This is a genomic window from uncultured Winogradskyella sp., from assembly GCF_947495255.1.
GTDB lineage: Bacteria > Bacteroidota > Bacteroidia > Flavobacteriales > Flavobacteriaceae > Winogradskyella.
Map to the genome: position 1 here is coordinate 270,329 of NZ_CANLYI010000005.1, position 18,300 is coordinate 288,628.

Genomic DNA, 18,300 nt, shown 5'->3' on the forward strand with positions numbered 1-18,300 from the left:
AAACCTGACAGGTTTCTAAAACCTATCAGGATTATCATTTAACAATTAAAATTCAGCGTTCTGTGGTGTTCTTGGATAAGGAATGACATCTCTAATATTACCCATTCCTGTTGCGAACATTACTAAACGTTCAAAACCTAATCCAAAACCAGAGTGAACTGCAGTTCCGTATTTACGTAAATCTAAATACCACCATAATTCTTCTTCAGATATATCTAAGGCTTTCATTTTTTCTTTTAAAACGTCTAAACGTTCTTCTCTTTGAGAACCTCCAACCATTTCACCAATACCTGGAAATAAAATATCCATGGCTCTTACTGTTTCTCTTCCTTCACTGTCTGGCTCATTTAAACGCATGTAAAATGCTTTGATGTTTGCCGGATAATCAAATAAAATTACAGGACATTTAAAGTGCTTTTCTACTAAGAATCGTTCGTGCTCAGATTGTAAATCTGCTCCCCATTCTTCAATGATATATTTAAATTTCTTCTTCTTATTTGGTTTACAGTTTCTAAGTATATCTATTGCTTCAGTATAACTTACACGTTTAAAGTTGTTGTCTATGACGAACTTAATTTTTTCAATTAAACTCATGTCGCTGCGTTCTGTTTGAGGTTTTGTTTTCTCTTCGTCTAATAAACGCTTATCTAAAAACTCTAAATCTTCTCTATTTTTTTCAAGAACATAACTTAAAACAGATTTCATAAAATCTTCAGCTAAATCCATGTTGCCAGCTAAATCCATAAAAGCAACTTCTGGTTCTATCATCCAGAATTCTGCTAAATGACGGGTTGTATTAGAATTTTCGGCTCTAAATGTTGGTCCAAAAGTGTAAACTTTACCTAAAGACATCGCATAAGTTTCAGCTTCTAACTGACCAGAAACAGTTAAGTTAGTTTCTTTTCCGAAGAAGTCTTCTTTATAATTTATTGAACCATCGTCATTTAATGGTGGATTTTTTGCGTCTAAATTTGTTACTTTAAACATTTCACCTGCACCTTCAGCATCACTTCCGGTTACAATAGGTGTGTGCATATAGTTAAAGCCATTCTCATTAAAATATTTATGAACAGCAAATGATAAAGACGAGCGTAAGCGCATTACAGCACTAAACGTATTTGTTCTTGTACGTAAATGAGCATTTGCTCTTAAAAATTCAAAAGTGTGTTTCTTTGGCTGTATAGGATATGTTTCAGGGTCAGAATCTCCTAAAATCTCTAATGTTTTTACAACGATTTCAACAGACTGTCCTTTTCCTTGACTTTCAACCAATTCTCCGGTTACATGCACTGCAGCTCCTGTAGTAACACGTTTTAAAAGGGCTTCGTCAAAATTTTCAAAATCAACAACACATTGTATATTATTTATAGTTGAACCATCATTTAAAGCAATAAATCGGTTTGCTCTAAAAGTTCTTACCCAACCTTTAAGAGTCACATCTTGTAAGGTTCCATCTTGCGATAATAATTCCGCTACAGTTTTTGAAGTCATTTTTTTTAATTATTTTGTATGCTAATATATATGATACCAAGTAAACATTAAAATTAACCATAAAGCAGAATTTACTTTAAGTTCATTTTTAAAATTCATTGATTAATGTTATTCTTTTTGTTCTGTGTTGTCTTCGGCTTCATCTTCCGAAGGAATAATATTTATTGAAGGCTCTCTTAATACTTCTTTATTTGCAATATTTCGCTCCAAAGATAACAACAGCGAAGGTAATAACAGTAAGTTAGAAAGCATTGCGAATAATAAAGTTATAGATACTAAAGCACCTAATGCTACTGTACCACCAAAGCTTGAAATTGTAAATACTGAAAACCCGAAGAATAATACAATAGATGTATATATCATACTCACACCAGTTTCTCTTAGAGCTGCGTAAACTGATTTTCTAATTTTCCAATTATTGGCTTGTAATTCTTGTCTGTATTTTGCTAAAAAGTGAATGGTATCATCCACAGAAATACCAAATGCAATACTAAATACTAAAATGGTTGAAGGTTTAATCGGTACGCCAAGATAACCCATTAAACCTGCTGTTACTAAAAGAGGCAGAAGGTTAGGGATAAGCGATACAATTATCATTCTAAACGAACGGAAAAGGTATGCCATAAATAGGGCAATTAATACAATCGCTAAGGTCAATGATATGATTAAGTTTTTAACCAAATACTTTGTTCCTTTCTGAAATACTAATGCTTTACCTGTCATTATTACGTGGTAACGTTCACTAGGAAATACTTTGTCTATTTTAGTTTGAAGATCTTCTTGAATACGCTCCATTTTAGCAGTTCCAATATCTTTCATAAAGGTTGTAATACGAGCATATTGACCTGTACTATCTACAAAACTGCTTAATAAATCAACATCTGAAGTTGAGTTTTTAGCATAAGATAGAATAAAACTATTTTCTTGACTTGTTGGTAATTGATAGTATTTAGGATTACCGTTATAGTACGCTTGCTTGCTATATTTTACTAAACTAACTACAGAAATAGGACGTGATAACTCTGGGATTTCATCTATAACTTCTTCTAATTGTTCCATGCGTTTTAAAGTTGCTAACTTCATAACACCTTTTTTACGCTTCGTATCAATCATAATTTCTAATGGCATAATACCATCGAATTCAGATTCAAAAAACCGAATATCTTTAAAGAATTCTGTGTCTTGAGGCATGTCTTCAATAAGACTTCCTGATATTTTAATTTGGTAAATTCCTATAATACTACAAATGATTAAAACAACGGCTGTACCATAAATGGTGATTTTTCTGTCTTTCACCATTCTTACCATCCAGTTAACAAAGGCACTAATCCAGCGTTTATTTAAATGTTCTAGGTGACGTGCTTTTGGATAAGGTAAAAAGGTATATAGAATAGGAATTATAAGTAGACATAAAATAAAAATTGCAACAATACTCAACGAAGCAACAATACCAAACTCCTTTAATAATTTACTTTGTGTAAAAATAAATGTAGCAAAACCAGAAGCTGTAGTAACGTTGGTCATTAACGTTGCGTTACCCACTTTTGTAATAACGCGCTGTAGTGATTTAATTTTGTTACCATGTAATTTTACTTCGTGCTGGTATTTGTTAATTAAGAAAATACAGTTAGGAATACCAATAACGATAATTAATGGTGGAATTAAAGCTGTAAGAACTGTAATTTCATAACCTAAAAGACCTAAGATTCCAAAGGTCCACATAACTCCAAAACATACAACTATTAGTGAAATAAATGTGGCTCTAAAAGATCTAAAGAATAAGAAGAATATAAATGAAGTCACAAAAAGCGCTGCACCAATAAAAATTGGAATTTCATCTACAATATTCTGAGCATTTAAAGTTCTGATGTAAGGCATTCCTGAAACACGAACGTCAAGTCCTGTTTCAGCCTCAAAAGCATCTATTTTTGGTAAGAAATCATCAATAACGAAATCTTTCCTAGCAGACGTATTAACAATATCCTTCTTTAAATAAATAGCAGTACGAATTGTTTTCGTTTCGGCATTAAACAAAAAGTTATCATAGAACGGATATTGTTTAAATAATTCGTTTTGAAGTTTATCTATTTCTGCAAGGCTATGAATAGAATCTTTAATAAAAGGTTCTAAGTCAAATTGTTTCTTCTCGTTGTTTTTAACAAGTTTCTGAAGGTCTTTTATAGATAGAACAGACTCAACGGCATCATAACTTTTAAAAGAATCACCAAGTTTATTCCATGCATTAAGTTCTTTAACAGAAAACAAACTAGAATCTTTAACGCCTAATACAATAAGATTTCCTTCTTCACCAAAGACTTCTAAAAAATCATTATAGACAAGATTTACTTCATGGTCATCTGGTAGAAGGTTAGCTTCTGTAAAAGTAAAACGCATGTGTTTCCATTGCAAACTAAAAAACACTGTAGTCAGTATAATAGCTATAAGTATAAAAATCTTATTGCGAAGAATGAGCCTTGCGATGGCTTCCCAAAATCCTGTGGTTAAAAGTTTAATCATGCGCCAATTTAAATAAGCCGCAAAGGTAGAAAAAACCTAATGATTTGTTAGGTAATTATTTGGATTATAATGAAATATTAAACGTAAACTTAAAAGCCATATTATCTTCTAATTTTGGCAAGTGATAAGCTCCATAGCGATAAGCAAAGCTTAAACCGAAACCAAAAAATAGCTTATTGATTTCTATACCAGATTCGGAGTAAAGTTTTTCCAAGGTATTAAATTCTATTTCTCTGTGGTTGTTAATACTTTTCATTTCGCCAATGGCAAAGCGAGAAATTAAGACTAATTGTGGTTGAAAACGTTCTGTGATATTAAACGGCTTAAACGAATGTTTTAATTGTAATGTTGAGAATTTATCACTAAAAAATTCATTAAAGTACATTGTTTCAAAGCTATTTAAGCCTGATACCGAAAAACGATTAAGTATAGTTTCTTTGTTTATATTATTTGGATATGCATGGTACAAATGTGTTAAGGGAGCATCTCCTCCTGCAATACCAGCAACTAAAGTTATTTTAGTAACGTCTTCATTTTTATGAATGAATTGATGTATGGTTCTAAAATCTAGTTTTGCAAAATCGAAGTCACTTCCAAAAACTGACTTATAGCCTTGGGTGAATTGAAACGTAAATTTTGGATAACCATCTTTTGTTTCTTTAACCTTGTCATCTATTATAGAGAAATGGCTAAAAGGACTCCATTGTAAGCTCATTTTAATAGAACTTATATCAAAATTTTTATAAGTTTCGCCACCGGTAACATAATTATAATTGTAAGTCGGTGTTACTTTTGAAACTGCTAGTTGTGTCTCTGAAAGTAAATGGTTAGATACTTTATGTTGTATACCAATTGACTTTGTAATATGTCTATGAAATAAATTAATATTTATTAAACGCGGTTCAAAAAAAGAGAAAAATCGTTTGTCTGTTAGAAATTTGGAACTACCAGTTTCTTGTAAATCGTCAACATAAGATAGATTTATCCAAGTATTTGAAGCCTCATGAACTCTAAAACCTCCTCCGATTTTATATTTTAAGGCTTTGTCTCTAAACCCATAAACAAGGTAACCATCTAATCGATAGCGTTCTGAAAACCTATCGTTTGTTACACCACCTAAACCTGTTCTAAATCCTTCATATTGATTGAATTTAATGAGGTATCTTAAATCGAGATTAAAATAATTAAAAGGTAGAAATCCGTTTCCTATATTTTTTACAAATTGAGTTTTCTTTATGGAATCCCTCGCCTGGTCCGTAGAGTCTTTTTCTAAGGTAGGTGGTTGTTGCGCATAGCTAAACGTTATAAACGTTAAAAGAAAAACAACGAGTAGATGTTTTAACATTTTGGACCTTTAAATTGATTTAAAAAAAACATCCCAAAAAATATTGGGATGTTTAATGATGAAGTTATATAATTATACAGTCATAATTTCTTTCTCCTTAACAACTAAGGTGTCGTCAATTTTCTTAACGTAAGCATCCGTTAATTTTTGAATATCACCTTCTGCATTCTTTTGAAGATCTTCAGATACATCTGAATCTTTAATGTCGTGATTTGCATCTTTACGAGCATTTCTAATTCCAATTTTGGCATCTTCAGCCTCAGACTTTGCTTGCTTTGCTAAATCACGTCTGCGTTCTTCTGTTAAAGGTGGTACATTAATTATAATAGTATCACCATTATTCATAGGGTTAAAGCCTAGGTTAGCTAACATAATACCACGTTCAATTTCTTGAAGCATTGATTTTTCCCAAGGTTGAACTGTAATTGTTCTACCATCTGGAGTATTAACATTTGCAACTTGGCTTAATGGTGTTTGAGAACCATAATAATCTACCATAACGCTACCTAACATTGCAGGGCTAGCTTTACCAGCTCTAATATTTGCAAGTTGCTTTTCTAAATGCTTCATAGCATTGTCCATAGCTTCTTTTGCTGAGTCTATTATAAATTTTATGTCTTCGTTCATAATGTTGAAATTTTAATGTTAAGTTATCAAAATTTAAGCCAAAACCTCTTATTTGACTTTAGTACCTATGTTTTCTCCAGAGATTACTTTTAATAAGTTTCCTCTTTTGTTCATATCAAAAACAATAATTGGTAAGTTGTTTTCTTGACTTAAAGTAAAGGCAGTTGTATCCATTACTTTTAGGCCTTTGCTTAAAACATCTTTAAATGAAATATTATCGAATTTTATTGCATTGGAATCTTTTTCTGGATCAGCCGTATAGATTCCATCTACACGAGTTCCTTTTAAAATAACATCTGCTTCAATTTCAATAGCACGTAAAACGGCTGCTGAATCTGTTGTGAAATACGGATTACCTGTTCCACCTCCAAAAATTACAACTCTGCCTTTTCTTAAGTGGCTCATTGCTTTTCTTCTAATAAATGGTTCTGCCACTTCGTTAATTTTAATGGCAGTTTGCAAGCGTGTTTTTACGTCAGCGTCTTCTAATGCATTTTGTAAAGCCAAGCCATTAATAACAGTGGCTAACATGCCCATATGGTCACCTTGTACACGATCCATACCATTCATAGCACCTGCTACACCTCTAAATATATTTCCGCCACCAATAACTATGGCAACTTCTACACCTAAGTCAGTGATTTCTTTAATGTCTTGTGCATATTCTGATAAGCGTTCTGGATCAATACCATATTGACGGTTTCCCATTAAGGCTTCACCAGATAATTTTAGAAGTACTCTTTTATATTTCATTATATAGATTAAAAGTTGAGCAAAGCTACGTAATTATTAGCATCTGTAAAAGTGAAAAAAAAGCAAAAAAAAGGCTTCTCAATATTGAGAAGCCTTTTTTATTATAATAAGGTAATTGAATATTATAAATTATCCAACAGTTGCGCGTTTAAATCCTGTAACTGCAACATCACCGTAAGTTTTTACGTATGCAGCAACAGTTTGCTTTTCATCTTTAATAAACTTTTGGTCCAATAAACATTTTTCTTGATCTAAAGTTGTATTGTCAGAAATGAAACGTTCCATTTTACCTGGTAAAATTCTATCCCAGATTTGTTCTGGCTTTCCTTCAGCTTTTAATTCTGCTTTTGCAGTTTCTTCAGCTTCAGCAATAACTTCAGGAGTTAATTGAGCCATAGAAATATAGCTAGGTACATTTTTCAATGTTTTACCTAAACGACCTAATTCAATATTGTCTTTTTCAATAACAGCAATACGAGCTTCAGTTTCTGATGCTATAAAAGCAGGCTCAAAATCTTTGTAAGATAATGTAGTTGCTCCCATTGAAGCTACTTGCATTGCAACGTCTTTCACTAAAGTTTCAACGTTATCAACTTTGGCAGATAAACCAACTAAAGCAGCAATTTTGTTAATGTGAACGTATTGACCTACGTATGGTGCTTCTAATTTTTCAAAAGAAGTAATGTCTAATTTTTCACCAATAACTCCTGTTTGCTCAATTAATTTTTCAGCAACAGTCATTCCACCAAAGTCAGCAGCTAAAAATGCTTCTTTTGTGTCATGGTTTAAAGCGATATCTGCTAATTGGTTAGCTAATGCTACGAAGTTTTCGTTTTTACCAACAAAATCAGTTTCACAACCTAAAACGATAGCAACACCAGAAGTGTTATCAGCATTTATTTTTGCGATTGCAGCACCTTCAGAAGAGTCTCTGTCGGCTCTTTTTTCTGCAACTTTTTGTCCTTTTTTACGTAATACTTCAATGGCTTTATCAAAATCACCACCAGCTTCAACTAAAGCTTTTTTACAATCCATCATACCAGCACCAGTTGCTTGTCTTAGCTTGTTTACTTCTGCTGCTGTAACTTTTACAGTATTTTCCATAGTTTTTAAAATTTAAAAAGTCATTTAATTAATTTTCAAAATGAAAAGAACCAAATGACTTTTAATATTGTATAAATGTTATTTATTCTTCTTCTTGAGCTGCTTCTGGAGCTTTTTCAGCTTTTTTAGCTGGTTTTGCTGCTGCTTTAGCTTCAGGTTTTTGAGATTTTGCATCTTTTTCTGCACGTTCAGCTTTTCTTTCGTTTAAGCCATCAGCGATTGCAGATGTTACAATAGATAAAATTTTATCTACTGATTTTGAAGCATCATCGTTAGCAGGAATTAAATAATCTACTTCACGTGGGTCAGAGTTAGTATCTACCATCGCAAAGATTGGGATATTTAATTTTTGAGCTTCTTTAATTGCAATATGCTCACGCATAATATCAACTACGAATATAGCACCTGGTAAACGTGTCATATCAGAAATAGAACCTAAATTCTTTTCTAATTTTGCACGTAAACGATCAACTTGTAAACGTTCTTTTTTAGATAAAGAGTTAAATGTACCATCTTTTTTCATTCTATCAATAGCAGCCATTTTCTTTACGGCTTTTCTGATAGTTACAAAGTTAGTTAACATTCCACCAGGCCAACGCTCTGTAATATAAGGTTGGTTTACAGCACCTGCTTTCTCAGCTACGATGTCTTTAGCTTGTTTTTTTGTTGCAACGAATAAGATTTTCTTTCCTGATGCTGCTATTTTAGCTAGAGCTTCAGAAGTTTCTTGAATTTTTGCTGCTGTTTTGTAAAGGTTGATAATATGGATACCATTACGTTCCATATAGATGTAAGGAGCCATGTTTGGGTTCCACTTACGAGTAAGGTGACCGAAGTGTACACCTGCTTCAAGTAATTCTTTTACTTCAATTTTTTCCATTTTGTAAATAGTTTACGTTCTGTTAAATTAGCAATGTTCCATTTGGCTTTTGCCGTTGGCTTCATTTAGATGCTAAACTTTAAGTTCCGAAAGTGTTTCAGAATCTTATCAATAAAATAAAATAATTCAGAACCTGAGAAATCAAGTTCTGAATTAAGTGTTGTTTGGATATTAACGTTTCGAGAATTGGAATTTCTTACGGGCTTTCTTCTGTCCGAATTTCTTTCTTTCCACCATTCTTGGATCTCTAGTTAATAGACCTTCTGGCTTTAATACTAATCTGTTTTCAGGATCTAACTCGCACATAACGCGAGAAAGGCCTAAACGTATTGCTTCTGCCTGGCCGGTGATACCACCTCCATATACGTTAACAGTAATATCAAAGTTGCCATCATTGTTAGTCAAGGCTAAAGGTTGGTTTACTTTATACTGCAATGTTGCAGTAGTAAAATAATCCGCCATGTCTTTTTTGTTCACTGTGATTTTGCCACTACCTTCGGCAACGTACACACGAGCAACAGCCGTCTTTCTACGGCCAATTTTGTGAATTACTTCCATTTAGTTAATTTCGTTTAATTTCATTGTTTTAGGTTTTTGAGCTGCATGAGCATGCTCTGTACCTGTAACAACAGTTAAATTTCTGAAAAGAGCTGCACCTAATTTGTTTTTAGGTAACATTCCTTTCACTGACTTCTCTACCAATCTGTTTGGGTCTTTCCCAAATAATTCAGTAGCTGTCAAACTTCTTTGTCCACCTGGATAACCTGTGTGACGGATGTAACTTTTTTCCGTCCATTTGTTACCAGTTAAGTTGATTTTTTCAGCATTAACAACTATTACATTGTCACCGCAATCAACGTGTGGCGTAAAGTTAGGTTTGTGCTTACCTCTTAAAAGTATTGCTACTCTCGAAGCTAAGCGACCTAAAGTTTGTCCTTCAGCATCAACTAAAACCCACTCCTTATTAACGGTAGCTTTGTTTGCTGAAACTGTTTTGTAGCTTAATGTATCCACACTAATTTGATTTGTAATTGTGCCGTAAAGCACAATAGATTAAACATTCCTCTTCTTAAAAAAGAGTTTGCAAATTTACGATAAACTCTGAGATTACCAAACCTAGATTAAGGTTTTTTTGTGCTGAGAATCAGTTTAGTAATAATCTATAGAAATTGACCTAGAGTAAAATCATGCTTGAATCTATTTTCTTAATTTGTAATTGTATTTATTTAAGCATTAAGTTCAGATGCCTTTTATATATTTACAAATCAATTGCTTTTTAGCGTATATAAAACAACAAACGTGTTATTTAAAACTCCAGAAGATGCTTTTTATAAAGAAAAATCTACATTAGATATTTTGGACCTTGTGACTTGGAAGAAACAAAATAATTCCTATAACTTTAAAAGTTTACCAAAAACAGCAATACTAACCCATACCAATATTATAAGTAAAAGGACAAGACTTTTTTCTAAAACACTCAAAGGCTTAACAGGAAAAAACTATTTGTTATCTAAGTCTCTTTTAATGTGCACTGGTTTTGGAAATGGAGCTCCTGCAATTGTTAGTTTAATGGAAGAGTTAAGGGTTTTAGGTGTTACAGATTTTGTTTTTATTGGTTTTGCGGGTAGATTAAATAACAAGATGACTGAAGGTGAAAGCTGTATTGTAGATAAAGCATTCTCTACAACTGGCTGCTCTATCTTTTATAGTGCCAAGGATAATTTTATACCAAATAATAATGATTGGTTTGTAAAGTTAAGAACTCAATTAAATTTAAAGAATGTTACATGTTGGAGTACAGATGTACCGTTTAGAGAAACTCCAAGTTTAATAAATATCTACAGGGAAAAAGGTGCTGACTTCGTAGATATGGAATGTGCGGCTATTTACGCCTTTTCTCAGTTTTACGCTTTGAATGCGTTTTGTGTTTTGATTGCTGCAGATGGCTTATTTAATAATCAATGGATTCCACCAAAAGAAATGAAGAAAATAAATGCGGCAATGCTTAATACGTTGAAAAAATTAATAAAATTTAATAGTAATGATTAGTAATCAAATTCCGATATCATTAATTACTACATTTTATAATGAGGAGATTCTATTATCTAGATGCTTAGATTCTATTTTAAATCAAACCTACAAAAACTTTGAGATTATATTGATTAATGATGGGTCAACAGATTTGTCATTAGAAATTGCAGAGAAGTACGTGTCTAAATTTAATGATGTAAAACTTATTTCTACCGTAAACTTAGGACACGCAGAGGCTAGAAACTTAGGTTTAAAAAATGCAACAGGAAGATATGTTACATTTTTAGATGCGGATGATGAACTTGAGGCGCATATGATGCTTCAGTTTTACAATAAAACGCAAGAGCAAAATATAGATTTAATTATTAGTGATTTTAAAGCTGTAGATGAAATAGGGAATAACGAACTAACAACCAAATGGAATAAGGCATTCTTAAATATTACATCTACGCAAGAATTGGCTCATTTAATGTATACGGAAAAAATACAGGAAACTATTTGGGCAAAACTCTTTAAAACAGAAATCGCAAAAGAAATTAGTTTTAACAAAGGTCTTTGGTTTGATGATAGACCCTTTTTAATAGAATTCTTGTTTTTATCTAAAACTGTAGATTTTATTCATGAAAAATTAGTTATTAATTATGCTAGAAAATCATCGATTACAAGACGAGTTTTAGAGAAAAAAAGAATCGAGGATGTCTATTATTTATTCAATGTAGAGTTAGATATAATTGAAAGATGTAATCAAAATTCTTTTTATAAAAAAAGTGTATTTAAGAATACATTAGATTTTTTTATAATCACTTATTTAATTCAAATTATTGATAATGATAAAATTTTAAACATAAAAGAAGTTCAAGATACATTTCAGATAGTCTTTGGAAAATTTAGAAAAAATATAAAGAATGAATCGATAAAGTTTAATTTTAAAAAAACGGTTCAAATATATTTATTAACGCTGCCCAAATATATAGGTTGGTCTAATGTTAACTTGTTACTTAGTCTATTCAAGAAAAAGAGTATTCAACATATAAAGAAATTAAAAGACGTTGATTAATATATGGAGATAAATCATTTATTAATAAAACGTTTTAGTTTGCTCAGTATAGTGCAAGTTGTGAATTCTGTATTTCCCATTGCATTATATTTATTATTAATAGATAGATTAAGCATCTCAACTGTAGGTGTTATTATGTCTTGGCAGATGGTATTTTCAATTTTGGCCAGCATAAGTAACTATAACTTCCCTACGATATTAATTCCTATTGCCGAAAAATTAAAAAGCCAACGCATTCTATTTGTATATTGGAATAGGTTGTTGCAAATTCGTTTTTTCGTAGCAGGTATTGTCGCTTTCATTACTATAATATGTATTGGTTTTTTATCAGAGGTTGCTGCACTATCATTGATGATTTTAATAGGTAAATTATTTAATCCAAGTGCTTATTTCATAGTGTTGTCTAAAAATAGATTATTACTGATTTATAACTTTTGCATACGTTTATTATCGTTTATTATTGTTTTTTTATTTGTTACCAAAGCAACATATCAATGGACAAATTTTATTATTGGTTGCTCTGAATTATTAATCTCTGTAATTGTTTTAAAACAAATAAAATGGTCTATTGGTTTTAAATTTATTAAAGTATCAAAACTTTTTAAATTTTTAAAGAGAGAGCGTTTGCCATTTTATATACAATCGGTAAATGCTTTAATTATAATGATTACCATTCCGTTGTCGCATTTATTTTTTGGAGCTTATATAGCAGGTGTTATTTCTGTTGTAGAAAAAATGTTGATGCTAGTGAGAGGTATTTCTGGTAACTTGTTTTTTAGTGTATTGCCAGAAACTTGGCATAAAAATGATAGCAGAACTATTGTATTAAAGTCTATTCCTGTTTTTCAGAAAATAACATTTGCTATTATTCTAGGTTCGGTGGCTTTTATCTTTTTATTCAAAGCCATTATAATTGAAAAGTTCAGCGCAGAAATGCCATATTATTTATTACTGGCAATTGTGTCATTTATACCTATTATTTTAAGTACACCTTTTCAACTATTGTGTTTTAAATTTAAGAGATTTAAAACTATCTTTTATATTTCTAAGGTGCATCTGTTTACTTTAGTAATTGGTGTTGTGGTATTTGGAAAGCTTTTTGGTGTTTACGGAATTATAAGTTCAATAATAATTCATGAAACCTCGTGTTATTATTTATATCGTAGGTTGAATTAATCTTTATTTAGGTAACATAACCACGGAAAAGGCGAATCCTTTTTAAGTAAAATTTTATTTAGAAATTTATTTTTATTCGAATATAATGTTTTGAATTCTAGAATATCATCAACAGAATGATGAAAATAATTAGATGCCATTTCAGGAAATCCTATGGATGTATAATAATTAAGCGTTCTTTTTTTAGCTTCAGTAATGGCATCGTTTTTATAAAACGGACTATCAATAATATGAATTTCTCCAGTTGGTTTTAAAAACGATTTTAGGGTAGAAAACAAGACTTTAAAATCTGAAAAATATTGAACACAACTATTTAGTGTAATGATATCGAATTGGCGAATAAAAGCATCTTCAATTTTAAAAATATCACAATAAACAAATTTTAAATTTTGTCTTTCAAAAACACGAGCAGCTTGTTCTAATTCTTCACTATTTACATCTAGTCCAATGACTTCATTTTTTTCAGAAACAGCAGCTATTGCATTCGTAAACCAACCATTGCCACAACCAATATCTAGAATATTTAAGGCTTCATTCTTAGAGCTTATGTAATTTATAAATCGCTCGGTAGATTTTATTCTAAACTCCCATTCATTCCGCTTAATATAAGGTAATAATGCAACGTCATTATCTGTTAAAACACGTTGTTCTTTATCTCTAACAGCAATGTAAATATCAGAGAATAAATTAGTCGCTTCCGTAAGATAAATAACCTTGTTTTTTATATGTGATTTACTAAAATCCATTATCCTCTATATAATTTCATAGCAGTTTGTGCTAAAATAGATTTCGTTTTTAATTTAAAAGTCGTTAAAAGGTTTTTATCAGGTCCTTTTAAAATTTCCTTAGTATAATTTACCTCGTTTACAATGCGTCTCACTGCATAATCATAATACTTTCGAGAATGAGTTCTTGTAAAATCAATATCTCTATCTGTTGAAGTTTCCCAATTAGGTTGCACCGTTATTTTATCTTTAATTTCGTTATATAAAGATGTGCCTCTTATTGGGTATGCTACAGTAATTGTAAAGTGTGTTGGGTTGGCAGCTTTTAAATAGGTAATGGTTTCATTAATATCTTTTTCATCTTCCCCAGGATAACCAACCATAATAAAAGTACCGGTTTCCATACCTAATGCATTCGTATTTTGAATCGCAGACTTTACAACATCTACATCGACACGTCTATCCATAGCATCAATGATTTTTTGAGAACCACTTTCTGCACCAATCCAAATTCTAAAACAGCCTGCTTCTTTTAATAATTGCAAAATTTCGTCATTGAGTCGTTCTGCTCTGGTAATACATTCAAAAGGAATTATAGCATCTTGTTTAAGGACTTCTTTATGAAATTCTCTTATCCATTTATGGCTCACAGAAAACACATCATCTACAAACCAAATACCATCCGGATTATAAGTGTCTTTTAGCATCCGCATTTCTGCAGCCACCATTTCTGCTGGTCGTCTTCTGTAACTTTGTCCGTAGACAGCAGTACTGCACCATTTACACGTGTATGGACAACCACGCTGTGTGCTTATAGTCATGGAGCTTTGGCCATGATGTGTTTTCCAAGTACTTAAATATTTTTCTACAGGAATAGCAGCTCTGTTAGGCAAGGGCAAATCTGATAGGTCTTTCATTTTAGCTCTTGGAGGCGTTTTTATAACGTTTCCGTTTTCTAAGTAAGCCATACCTGTAATTGCGCTAAAGTCTTCATTATTTGCAATAGCATTATATAATTCTAAAGTGGTTTGTTCGCCTTCTCCAATGATGAGAAAATCAACACCAGTATTGAGATAGTTTTTGCAATTATAGGTAATATCTGGACCTCCTAAAATTAGTTTTGGAAAACCATATTTAGCGTCGCTTTTAAGGATTTTTACTAATTTAATCACATTAATTTTTGTCATTAAATTGGTGTAAATCGCGACAGCTTTAGGTTGTTTTTCTTCTATAAAAGCCAGTTGTTCTGCTTTAGAATAAAAAGTGGAATCATAGACATGGTTTTCAATAGAATTCTCATCTAAGTAAGCAGAAATATATAATAACCCAAGTGGTGCATAGGGTTTCATAATTTTCTGTTCCTTGTCATCTTCAAGAAGATAATAAGTATGTGTGAGTATAATACTCATAGTTTAGTGAGTTCTATTAAAAAGTGATCAGCATATTTAGGCCAAAATGATCCTGTCATTATAGTGTCAACACTTTTTAAAATGGATAAAAAAGGTTGTTTAGATAAAAATGATTTTTCAAGATAAGAAGGAGGTATAGCAAATCCTATCGGTTTTATGTTTTCTTTCTTAAACGATGATTTAGAACGCTGCAGAATATCTTCAGGATTATAATACCACGTTTTAACTTTTATGCCATCTACATTAGCAAAAACAGATGCTGTTGATTGCCTTCTTTTAGCATTTTTAAAATCACCTTTAAGTGAAAAATATAGTTTTTCCCACAAACAATGTTTCGGCATAATCACTAAAACTATCTTCCCATTAGGATGAAGCAAATGACTTGCTGTTTTAAAAAAAGTTTCAATTTCGGTTGTTGATAAACAATTAAAGCCTCCAAAATTTGAAAAAATTAAATCGAATTTTGTCTCAAATGAGTTTTCATGCAAAGTGTTTATATCTTGAATTTGGAAACTGACATTTTTAGATTTTGCTTTTGCTACGTTTATCATGCCTTTAGAAATATCTGTAGCAATAACATGATGTCCTAATTTTGAAAATTGAATAGCATCTTCTCCAGTTCCACAATTCAATTCTAAAATCGAAAGCTTTTTATCTTGATGAATTATAGGATTGAGATACTTTAAAACCATGCGTCGCTGTGCCTTTCCAATATTAGAAAACGTAAACTTAGCATCATACTTACTAGAAGCACTATCAAAATCATTAATCATTAGACAGTTCCATGTTTTTAAGTTGTATTTTATCTAAAAAAGCAGAAGGCAAATAATAGCCTAATAGCACAATTGATCGCCATTGAGGTTGCGATAACTTAAAAGGATTTTTAATTAATGTTTTCAAATTTTGAAACGCTTGACTTTTTCGATATTCCTTATGTACATAGCGTTGCAATTTTTTATAATATTTAGAGCTGTAAGTGCCTTTAAAAAGCATCGCTAAATCATCAGAGTCTGTCCAGTTGGCTTTAAGTTTTAAATCGTCTTTTACTTTATCGTAAAATGGGGTTCCAGGAAGCGGATAGGAAACCGAAACTCCAATATTATCTGGTGCCAATTCTTTAATCATGGCAATAGTTTTTGCAATGTCGGCTTTAGTTTCACCCAAATAGCCAAACTGAATAAAGAATGCCACACGTATATTTTTAGCTTTTAATAATTGGGTAGCTTCATAGATTTGTTCCACAGTGGTTTCTTTATCCATGGCATCTAAAATCTTTTGAGAACCACTTTCTGCACCAACCCAAACTTCTTTTAGTCCGCTTTCTGCTAAAGCACCAATAGTATCTTCTTTTAAGAGTAAATCAACACGACTTTGAATATAATATGAAATGTAAAGTTTCTCTTTTTTAAGTTCAATATTAAAATTCTGAACCCAATTGGGTTTCAATCCAAATATATCATCGCACATCCAAAAACGATTCACACCATAGGTTTCCGATAAATATTTGATGTGCTTTGTAATATATTCTGGTGAGTGCGAATTGTAGCGATTGCCATAAATAGGTTTAGCGCACCAATTACATTTAAAAGGGCAACCACGAGTGGTGGCGATGTTTAAAGTGAATTCATTTCCTCCACTTTTCCAAATATCTTTATAGGCATCAATGTCAATTAAATCCCAAGCAGGTAAAGGCAAAATATCTAAATCTCGTAAAACGGTTCGTTTCGGATTATTAATTATTTCTTCTTTATGTTTAAAGATTAACCCTTTAATTTCGGAGGTGTCTTCATGTTTTTCTAAAGTGTCTAAAAGTTCTTTTAAGGTAATTTCACCTTCGCCTTGTATTACAAAATCAGCTCCAGCATCTAAATACTTTTCATAATGATCTGTAGAATCCGAACTGCAAACTACCACTTTACAATGTTGCTTTTTAGCAATTTTTATCATTTGAAAAGCGGCTTCGCGCATGGTGGTTAAGCACATTTTTGTGAGATAGTTAAAGCCATCATCGTAAAGCACAAAAGTGGTTGGAGTATGTTTTTTTAAATAAGGTTCAATAGTTTTTGGGTCGTCCAACAGGTTAGCGTCAAAAACACCAACACTATACCCATTTTGTCTTAAATAAGAAGCAGCATATAAAGTGCCTAATGGAGGATAAGGTGTTTTATTATTCCATTGTTTAAGGTCAAATTTATAGTAATAAGAATGCGAAAAAACTACGTTAAGCATGTTCCATGGTTAGGTTTAGATTAAATGCTTTATTTTTATCATCATAGCGTTCGTTTAGCGAAACAATGACGCGTGTCTGAAAATTTTGTGGATGATGTTTAGAGACATCATTAGTAGATTTCATAGCGACTTCAAACTCTTTTTTCTTAAGATTTTTGAATTTAGATTTCCACTTATTAAGTGTTATTTTTTTGAAATAATAATCTAATTTTTCTCCGATTTTATTATTGAAAACAACTTCTAAAGATCTACTCCAAATCGGCTTTTTAAAATTCTCTTTAAGGGACGTTGTGTTTATAATTTTGTTTGGGTAATAATCTAAAACCCATTGGTTTTCTAAAACGAAATTGTTAAATATTTTTTTGCCATAAATTGGCTTTAATGTTATTAATTCTGTAGCTGTAAATTTATTTTGTTCATCAATTTTAAGATGATTGGAACTTATAAAATAATTGACGCAAAAATATTTGTTAGAATTAAGAAGAAACAGTTTTTTAAATAGAATTAAAAACGTCCTTGCTAACCATAATTTATTGGGTTTGGTAATAATAAAGTAATCAATATCACCATCATCATCATAGTAATCTTTAGCTAATGCTCCTGATAAACAAACGGATTCTACATAAGGAAATGACATAATAAGCTTAGCTCTTTTTAAAGCTTTTGGCATAATCTCGCGTGCCATTTTATTGCCCTTTAGTCGTCTGTTAACTAGTGCTATATCATTAATGTCAGAGTAGTAATCCCCTAAATTAAAGATGATTTTTTTATTAAGTAATGTTTCAAGTTCACGCTCTGTTTCTTGTAAATTAGGAGACGAGGAAAATGAATAAACTTCCTCTTTGGTTAAAGGATATTTAAAAATGGAAAAATAGATTATGACTTTTAAAGCATTCATCTTTAGCGTGGTGAATTTTTATAAAAATAAGGCATATTTTCAGATTAGTATAAAATTA

The 18,300-nt window shown here is 31.4% G+C and carries 17 protein-coding genes; 3 read left to right on the forward strand and 14 right to left on the reverse strand.

Annotation, left to right across the window (positions count from 1 at the left end; all coding sequences use genetic code 11):
• Positions 1-45: 45 nt before the first annotated feature.
• The 9 genes from asnS to rplM all read right to left on the reverse strand — a co-directional run bounded on the left by asnS (position 46) and on the right by rplM (position 9,731).
• Positions 46-1,491, reverse strand: a complete 1,446-nt coding sequence (asnS, locus tag Q0807_RS09765; protein ID WP_299109136.1) for an asparagine--tRNA ligase — start codon at positions 1,489-1,491, stop codon at positions 46-48.
• A 108-nt stretch (positions 1,492-1,599) separates the two neighbouring features.
• Positions 1,600-4,008: an RND family transporter gene (locus tag Q0807_RS09770; protein WP_299109138.1), complete on the reverse strand. Its 2,409-nt coding sequence runs from the start codon at positions 4,006-4,008 to the stop codon at positions 1,600-1,602.
• Positions 4,009-4,072: 64 nt separating this feature from the next.
• A complete protein-coding gene (locus Q0807_RS09775; protein ID WP_299109141.1) occupies positions 4,073-5,353 on the reverse strand; it encodes a DUF5686 family protein in 1,281 nt (426 codons plus the stop codon).
• A 72-nt stretch (positions 5,354-5,425) separates the two neighbouring features.
• Positions 5,426-5,980, reverse strand: coding sequence for a ribosome recycling factor (gene frr, locus Q0807_RS09780; RefSeq protein WP_299109144.1), 555 nt, complete (start codon positions 5,978-5,980; stop codon positions 5,426-5,428).
• A gap of 48 nt (positions 5,981-6,028) precedes the next feature.
• The gene (pyrH, locus tag Q0807_RS09785; RefSeq protein ID WP_299109147.1) at positions 6,029-6,733 is read right to left on the reverse strand and encodes a UMP kinase; all 705 of its coding nucleotides are present in this window, start codon (positions 6,731-6,733) and stop codon (positions 6,029-6,031) included.
• A gap of 129 nt (positions 6,734-6,862) precedes the next feature.
• The gene (gene tsf, locus Q0807_RS09790) at positions 6,863-7,837 is read right to left on the reverse strand and encodes a translation elongation factor Ts (protein WP_299109150.1); all 975 of its coding nucleotides are present in this window, start codon (positions 7,835-7,837) and stop codon (positions 6,863-6,865) included.
• A gap of 82 nt (positions 7,838-7,919) precedes the next feature.
• Positions 7,920-8,717: a 30S ribosomal protein S2 gene (gene rpsB / locus Q0807_RS09795; RefSeq protein WP_299109153.1), complete on the reverse strand. Its 798-nt coding sequence runs from the start codon at positions 8,715-8,717 to the stop codon at positions 7,920-7,922.
• Positions 8,718-8,888: 171 nt separating this feature from the next.
• Positions 8,889-9,275 carry a 30S ribosomal protein S9 gene (gene rpsI / locus Q0807_RS09800; RefSeq protein ID WP_020894710.1) on the reverse strand — a complete coding sequence of 129 codons (387 nt, stop codon included), beginning with the start codon at positions 9,273-9,275 and terminating at the stop codon, positions 8,889-8,891.
• Entirely contained in the window at positions 9,276-9,731 is a 456-nt protein-coding gene (gene rplM, locus Q0807_RS09805) for a 50S ribosomal protein L13 (RefSeq protein ID WP_299109163.1), read from the reverse strand.
• A gap of 285 nt (positions 9,732-10,016) precedes the next feature.
• Here rplM and Q0807_RS09810 point away from each other — a divergent pair, with 285 nt between their 5' ends.
• The 3 genes from Q0807_RS09810 to Q0807_RS09820 are packed head-to-tail and all read left to right on the forward strand — an operon-like array spanning position 10,017 to position 12,981.
• The gene (locus Q0807_RS09810) at positions 10,017-10,766 is read left to right on the forward strand and encodes a hypothetical protein (RefSeq protein ID WP_299109165.1); all 750 of its coding nucleotides are present in this window, start codon (positions 10,017-10,019) and stop codon (positions 10,764-10,766) included.
• Entirely contained in the window at positions 10,759-11,805 is a 1,047-nt protein-coding gene (locus tag Q0807_RS09815; RefSeq protein WP_299109167.1) for a glycosyltransferase family 2 protein, read from the forward strand. Before Q0807_RS09810 ends, Q0807_RS09815 begins: the two co-directional genes overlap by 8 nt.
• A gap of 39 nt (positions 11,806-11,844) precedes the next feature.
• The gene (locus tag Q0807_RS09820) at positions 11,845-12,981 is read left to right on the forward strand and encodes a hypothetical protein (protein WP_299109168.1); all 1,137 of its coding nucleotides are present in this window, start codon (positions 11,845-11,847) and stop codon (positions 12,979-12,981) included.
• On the opposite strand, the gene Q0807_RS09825 is transcribed toward Q0807_RS09820, so the two are convergent.
• Genes Q0807_RS09825 through Q0807_RS09845 form a run of 5 tightly spaced genes read right to left on the reverse strand, consistent with a single transcriptional unit; the run spans position 12,978 to position 18,242 of the window.
• On the reverse strand, positions 12,978-13,727 hold the full coding sequence (locus Q0807_RS09825) for a bifunctional 2-polyprenyl-6-hydroxyphenol methylase/3-demethylubiquinol 3-O-methyltransferase UbiG (protein ID WP_299109169.1): 750 nt from the start codon (positions 13,725-13,727) through the stop codon (positions 12,978-12,980). The genes Q0807_RS09820 and Q0807_RS09825 overlap by 4 nt on opposite strands.
• Entirely contained in the window at positions 13,727-15,115 is a 1,389-nt protein-coding gene (locus Q0807_RS09830) for a radical SAM protein (RefSeq protein ID WP_299109171.1), read from the reverse strand. Before Q0807_RS09830 ends, Q0807_RS09825 begins: the two co-directional genes overlap by 1 nt.
• A complete protein-coding gene (locus Q0807_RS09835) occupies positions 15,112-15,888 on the reverse strand; it encodes a class I SAM-dependent methyltransferase (protein ID WP_299109173.1) in 777 nt (258 codons plus the stop codon). The genes Q0807_RS09830 and Q0807_RS09835 overlap by 4 nt, the downstream gene beginning before the upstream one ends.
• Positions 15,881-17,344 (reverse strand): radical SAM protein, encoded by a 1,464-nt coding sequence (locus tag Q0807_RS09840; RefSeq protein ID WP_299109175.1) that lies wholly within the window; start codon positions 17,342-17,344, stop codon positions 15,881-15,883. Before Q0807_RS09840 ends, Q0807_RS09835 begins: the two co-directional genes overlap by 8 nt.
• A complete protein-coding gene (locus Q0807_RS09845; protein ID WP_299109177.1) occupies positions 17,337-18,242 on the reverse strand; it encodes a nucleotidyltransferase domain-containing protein in 906 nt (301 codons plus the stop codon). Before Q0807_RS09845 ends, Q0807_RS09840 begins: the two co-directional genes overlap by 8 nt.
• Positions 18,243-18,300 lie beyond the last annotated feature (58 nt).

Coding starts and splice junctions, on each gene's coding strand:
- tsf (WP_299109150.1), bottom strand. CDS start 7,837: ATGGAAAATACTGTAAAAGTTACAGCAGCAGAAGTAAACAAGCTAAGA.
- rpsB (WP_299109153.1), bottom strand. CDS start 8,717: ATGGAAAAAATTGAAGTAAAAGAATTACTTGAAGCAGGTGTACACTTC.
- Q0807_RS09770 (WP_299109138.1), bottom strand. CDS start 4,008: ATGATTAAACTTTTAACCACAGGATTTTGGGAAGCCATCGCAAGGCTC.
- Q0807_RS09835 (WP_299109173.1), bottom strand. CDS start 15,888: ATGATTAATGATTTTGATAGTGCTTCTAGTAAGTATGATGCTAAGTTT.
- Q0807_RS09825 (WP_299109169.1), bottom strand. CDS start 13,727: ATGGATTTTAGTAAATCACATATAAAAAACAAGGTTATTTATCTTACG.
- Q0807_RS09775 (WP_299109141.1), bottom strand. CDS start 5,353: ATGTTAAAACATCTACTCGTTGTTTTTCTTTTAACGTTTATAACGTTT.
- asnS (WP_299109136.1), bottom strand. CDS start 1,491: ATGACTTCAAAAACTGTAGCGGAATTATTATCGCAAGATGGAACCTTA.
- frr (WP_299109144.1), bottom strand. CDS start 5,980: ATGAACGAAGACATAAAATTTATAATAGACTCAGCAAAAGAAGCTATG.
- Q0807_RS09815 (WP_299109167.1), top strand. CDS start 10,759: ATGATTAGTAATCAAATTCCGATATCATTAATTACTACATTTTATAAT.
- Q0807_RS09845 (WP_299109177.1), bottom strand. CDS start 18,242: ATGAATGCTTTAAAAGTCATAATCTATTTTTCCATTTTTAAATATCCT.
- pyrH (WP_299109147.1), bottom strand. CDS start 6,733: ATGAAATATAAAAGAGTACTTCTAAAATTATCTGGTGAAGCCTTAATG.
- rpsI (WP_020894710.1), bottom strand. CDS start 9,275: ATGGAAGTAATTCACAAAATTGGCCGTAGAAAGACGGCTGTTGCTCGT.
- Q0807_RS09830 (WP_299109171.1), bottom strand. CDS start 15,115: ATGAGTATTATACTCACACATACTTATTATCTTCTTGAAGATGACAAG.
- Q0807_RS09840 (WP_299109175.1), bottom strand. CDS start 17,344: ATGCTTAACGTAGTTTTTTCGCATTCTTATTACTATAAATTTGACCTT.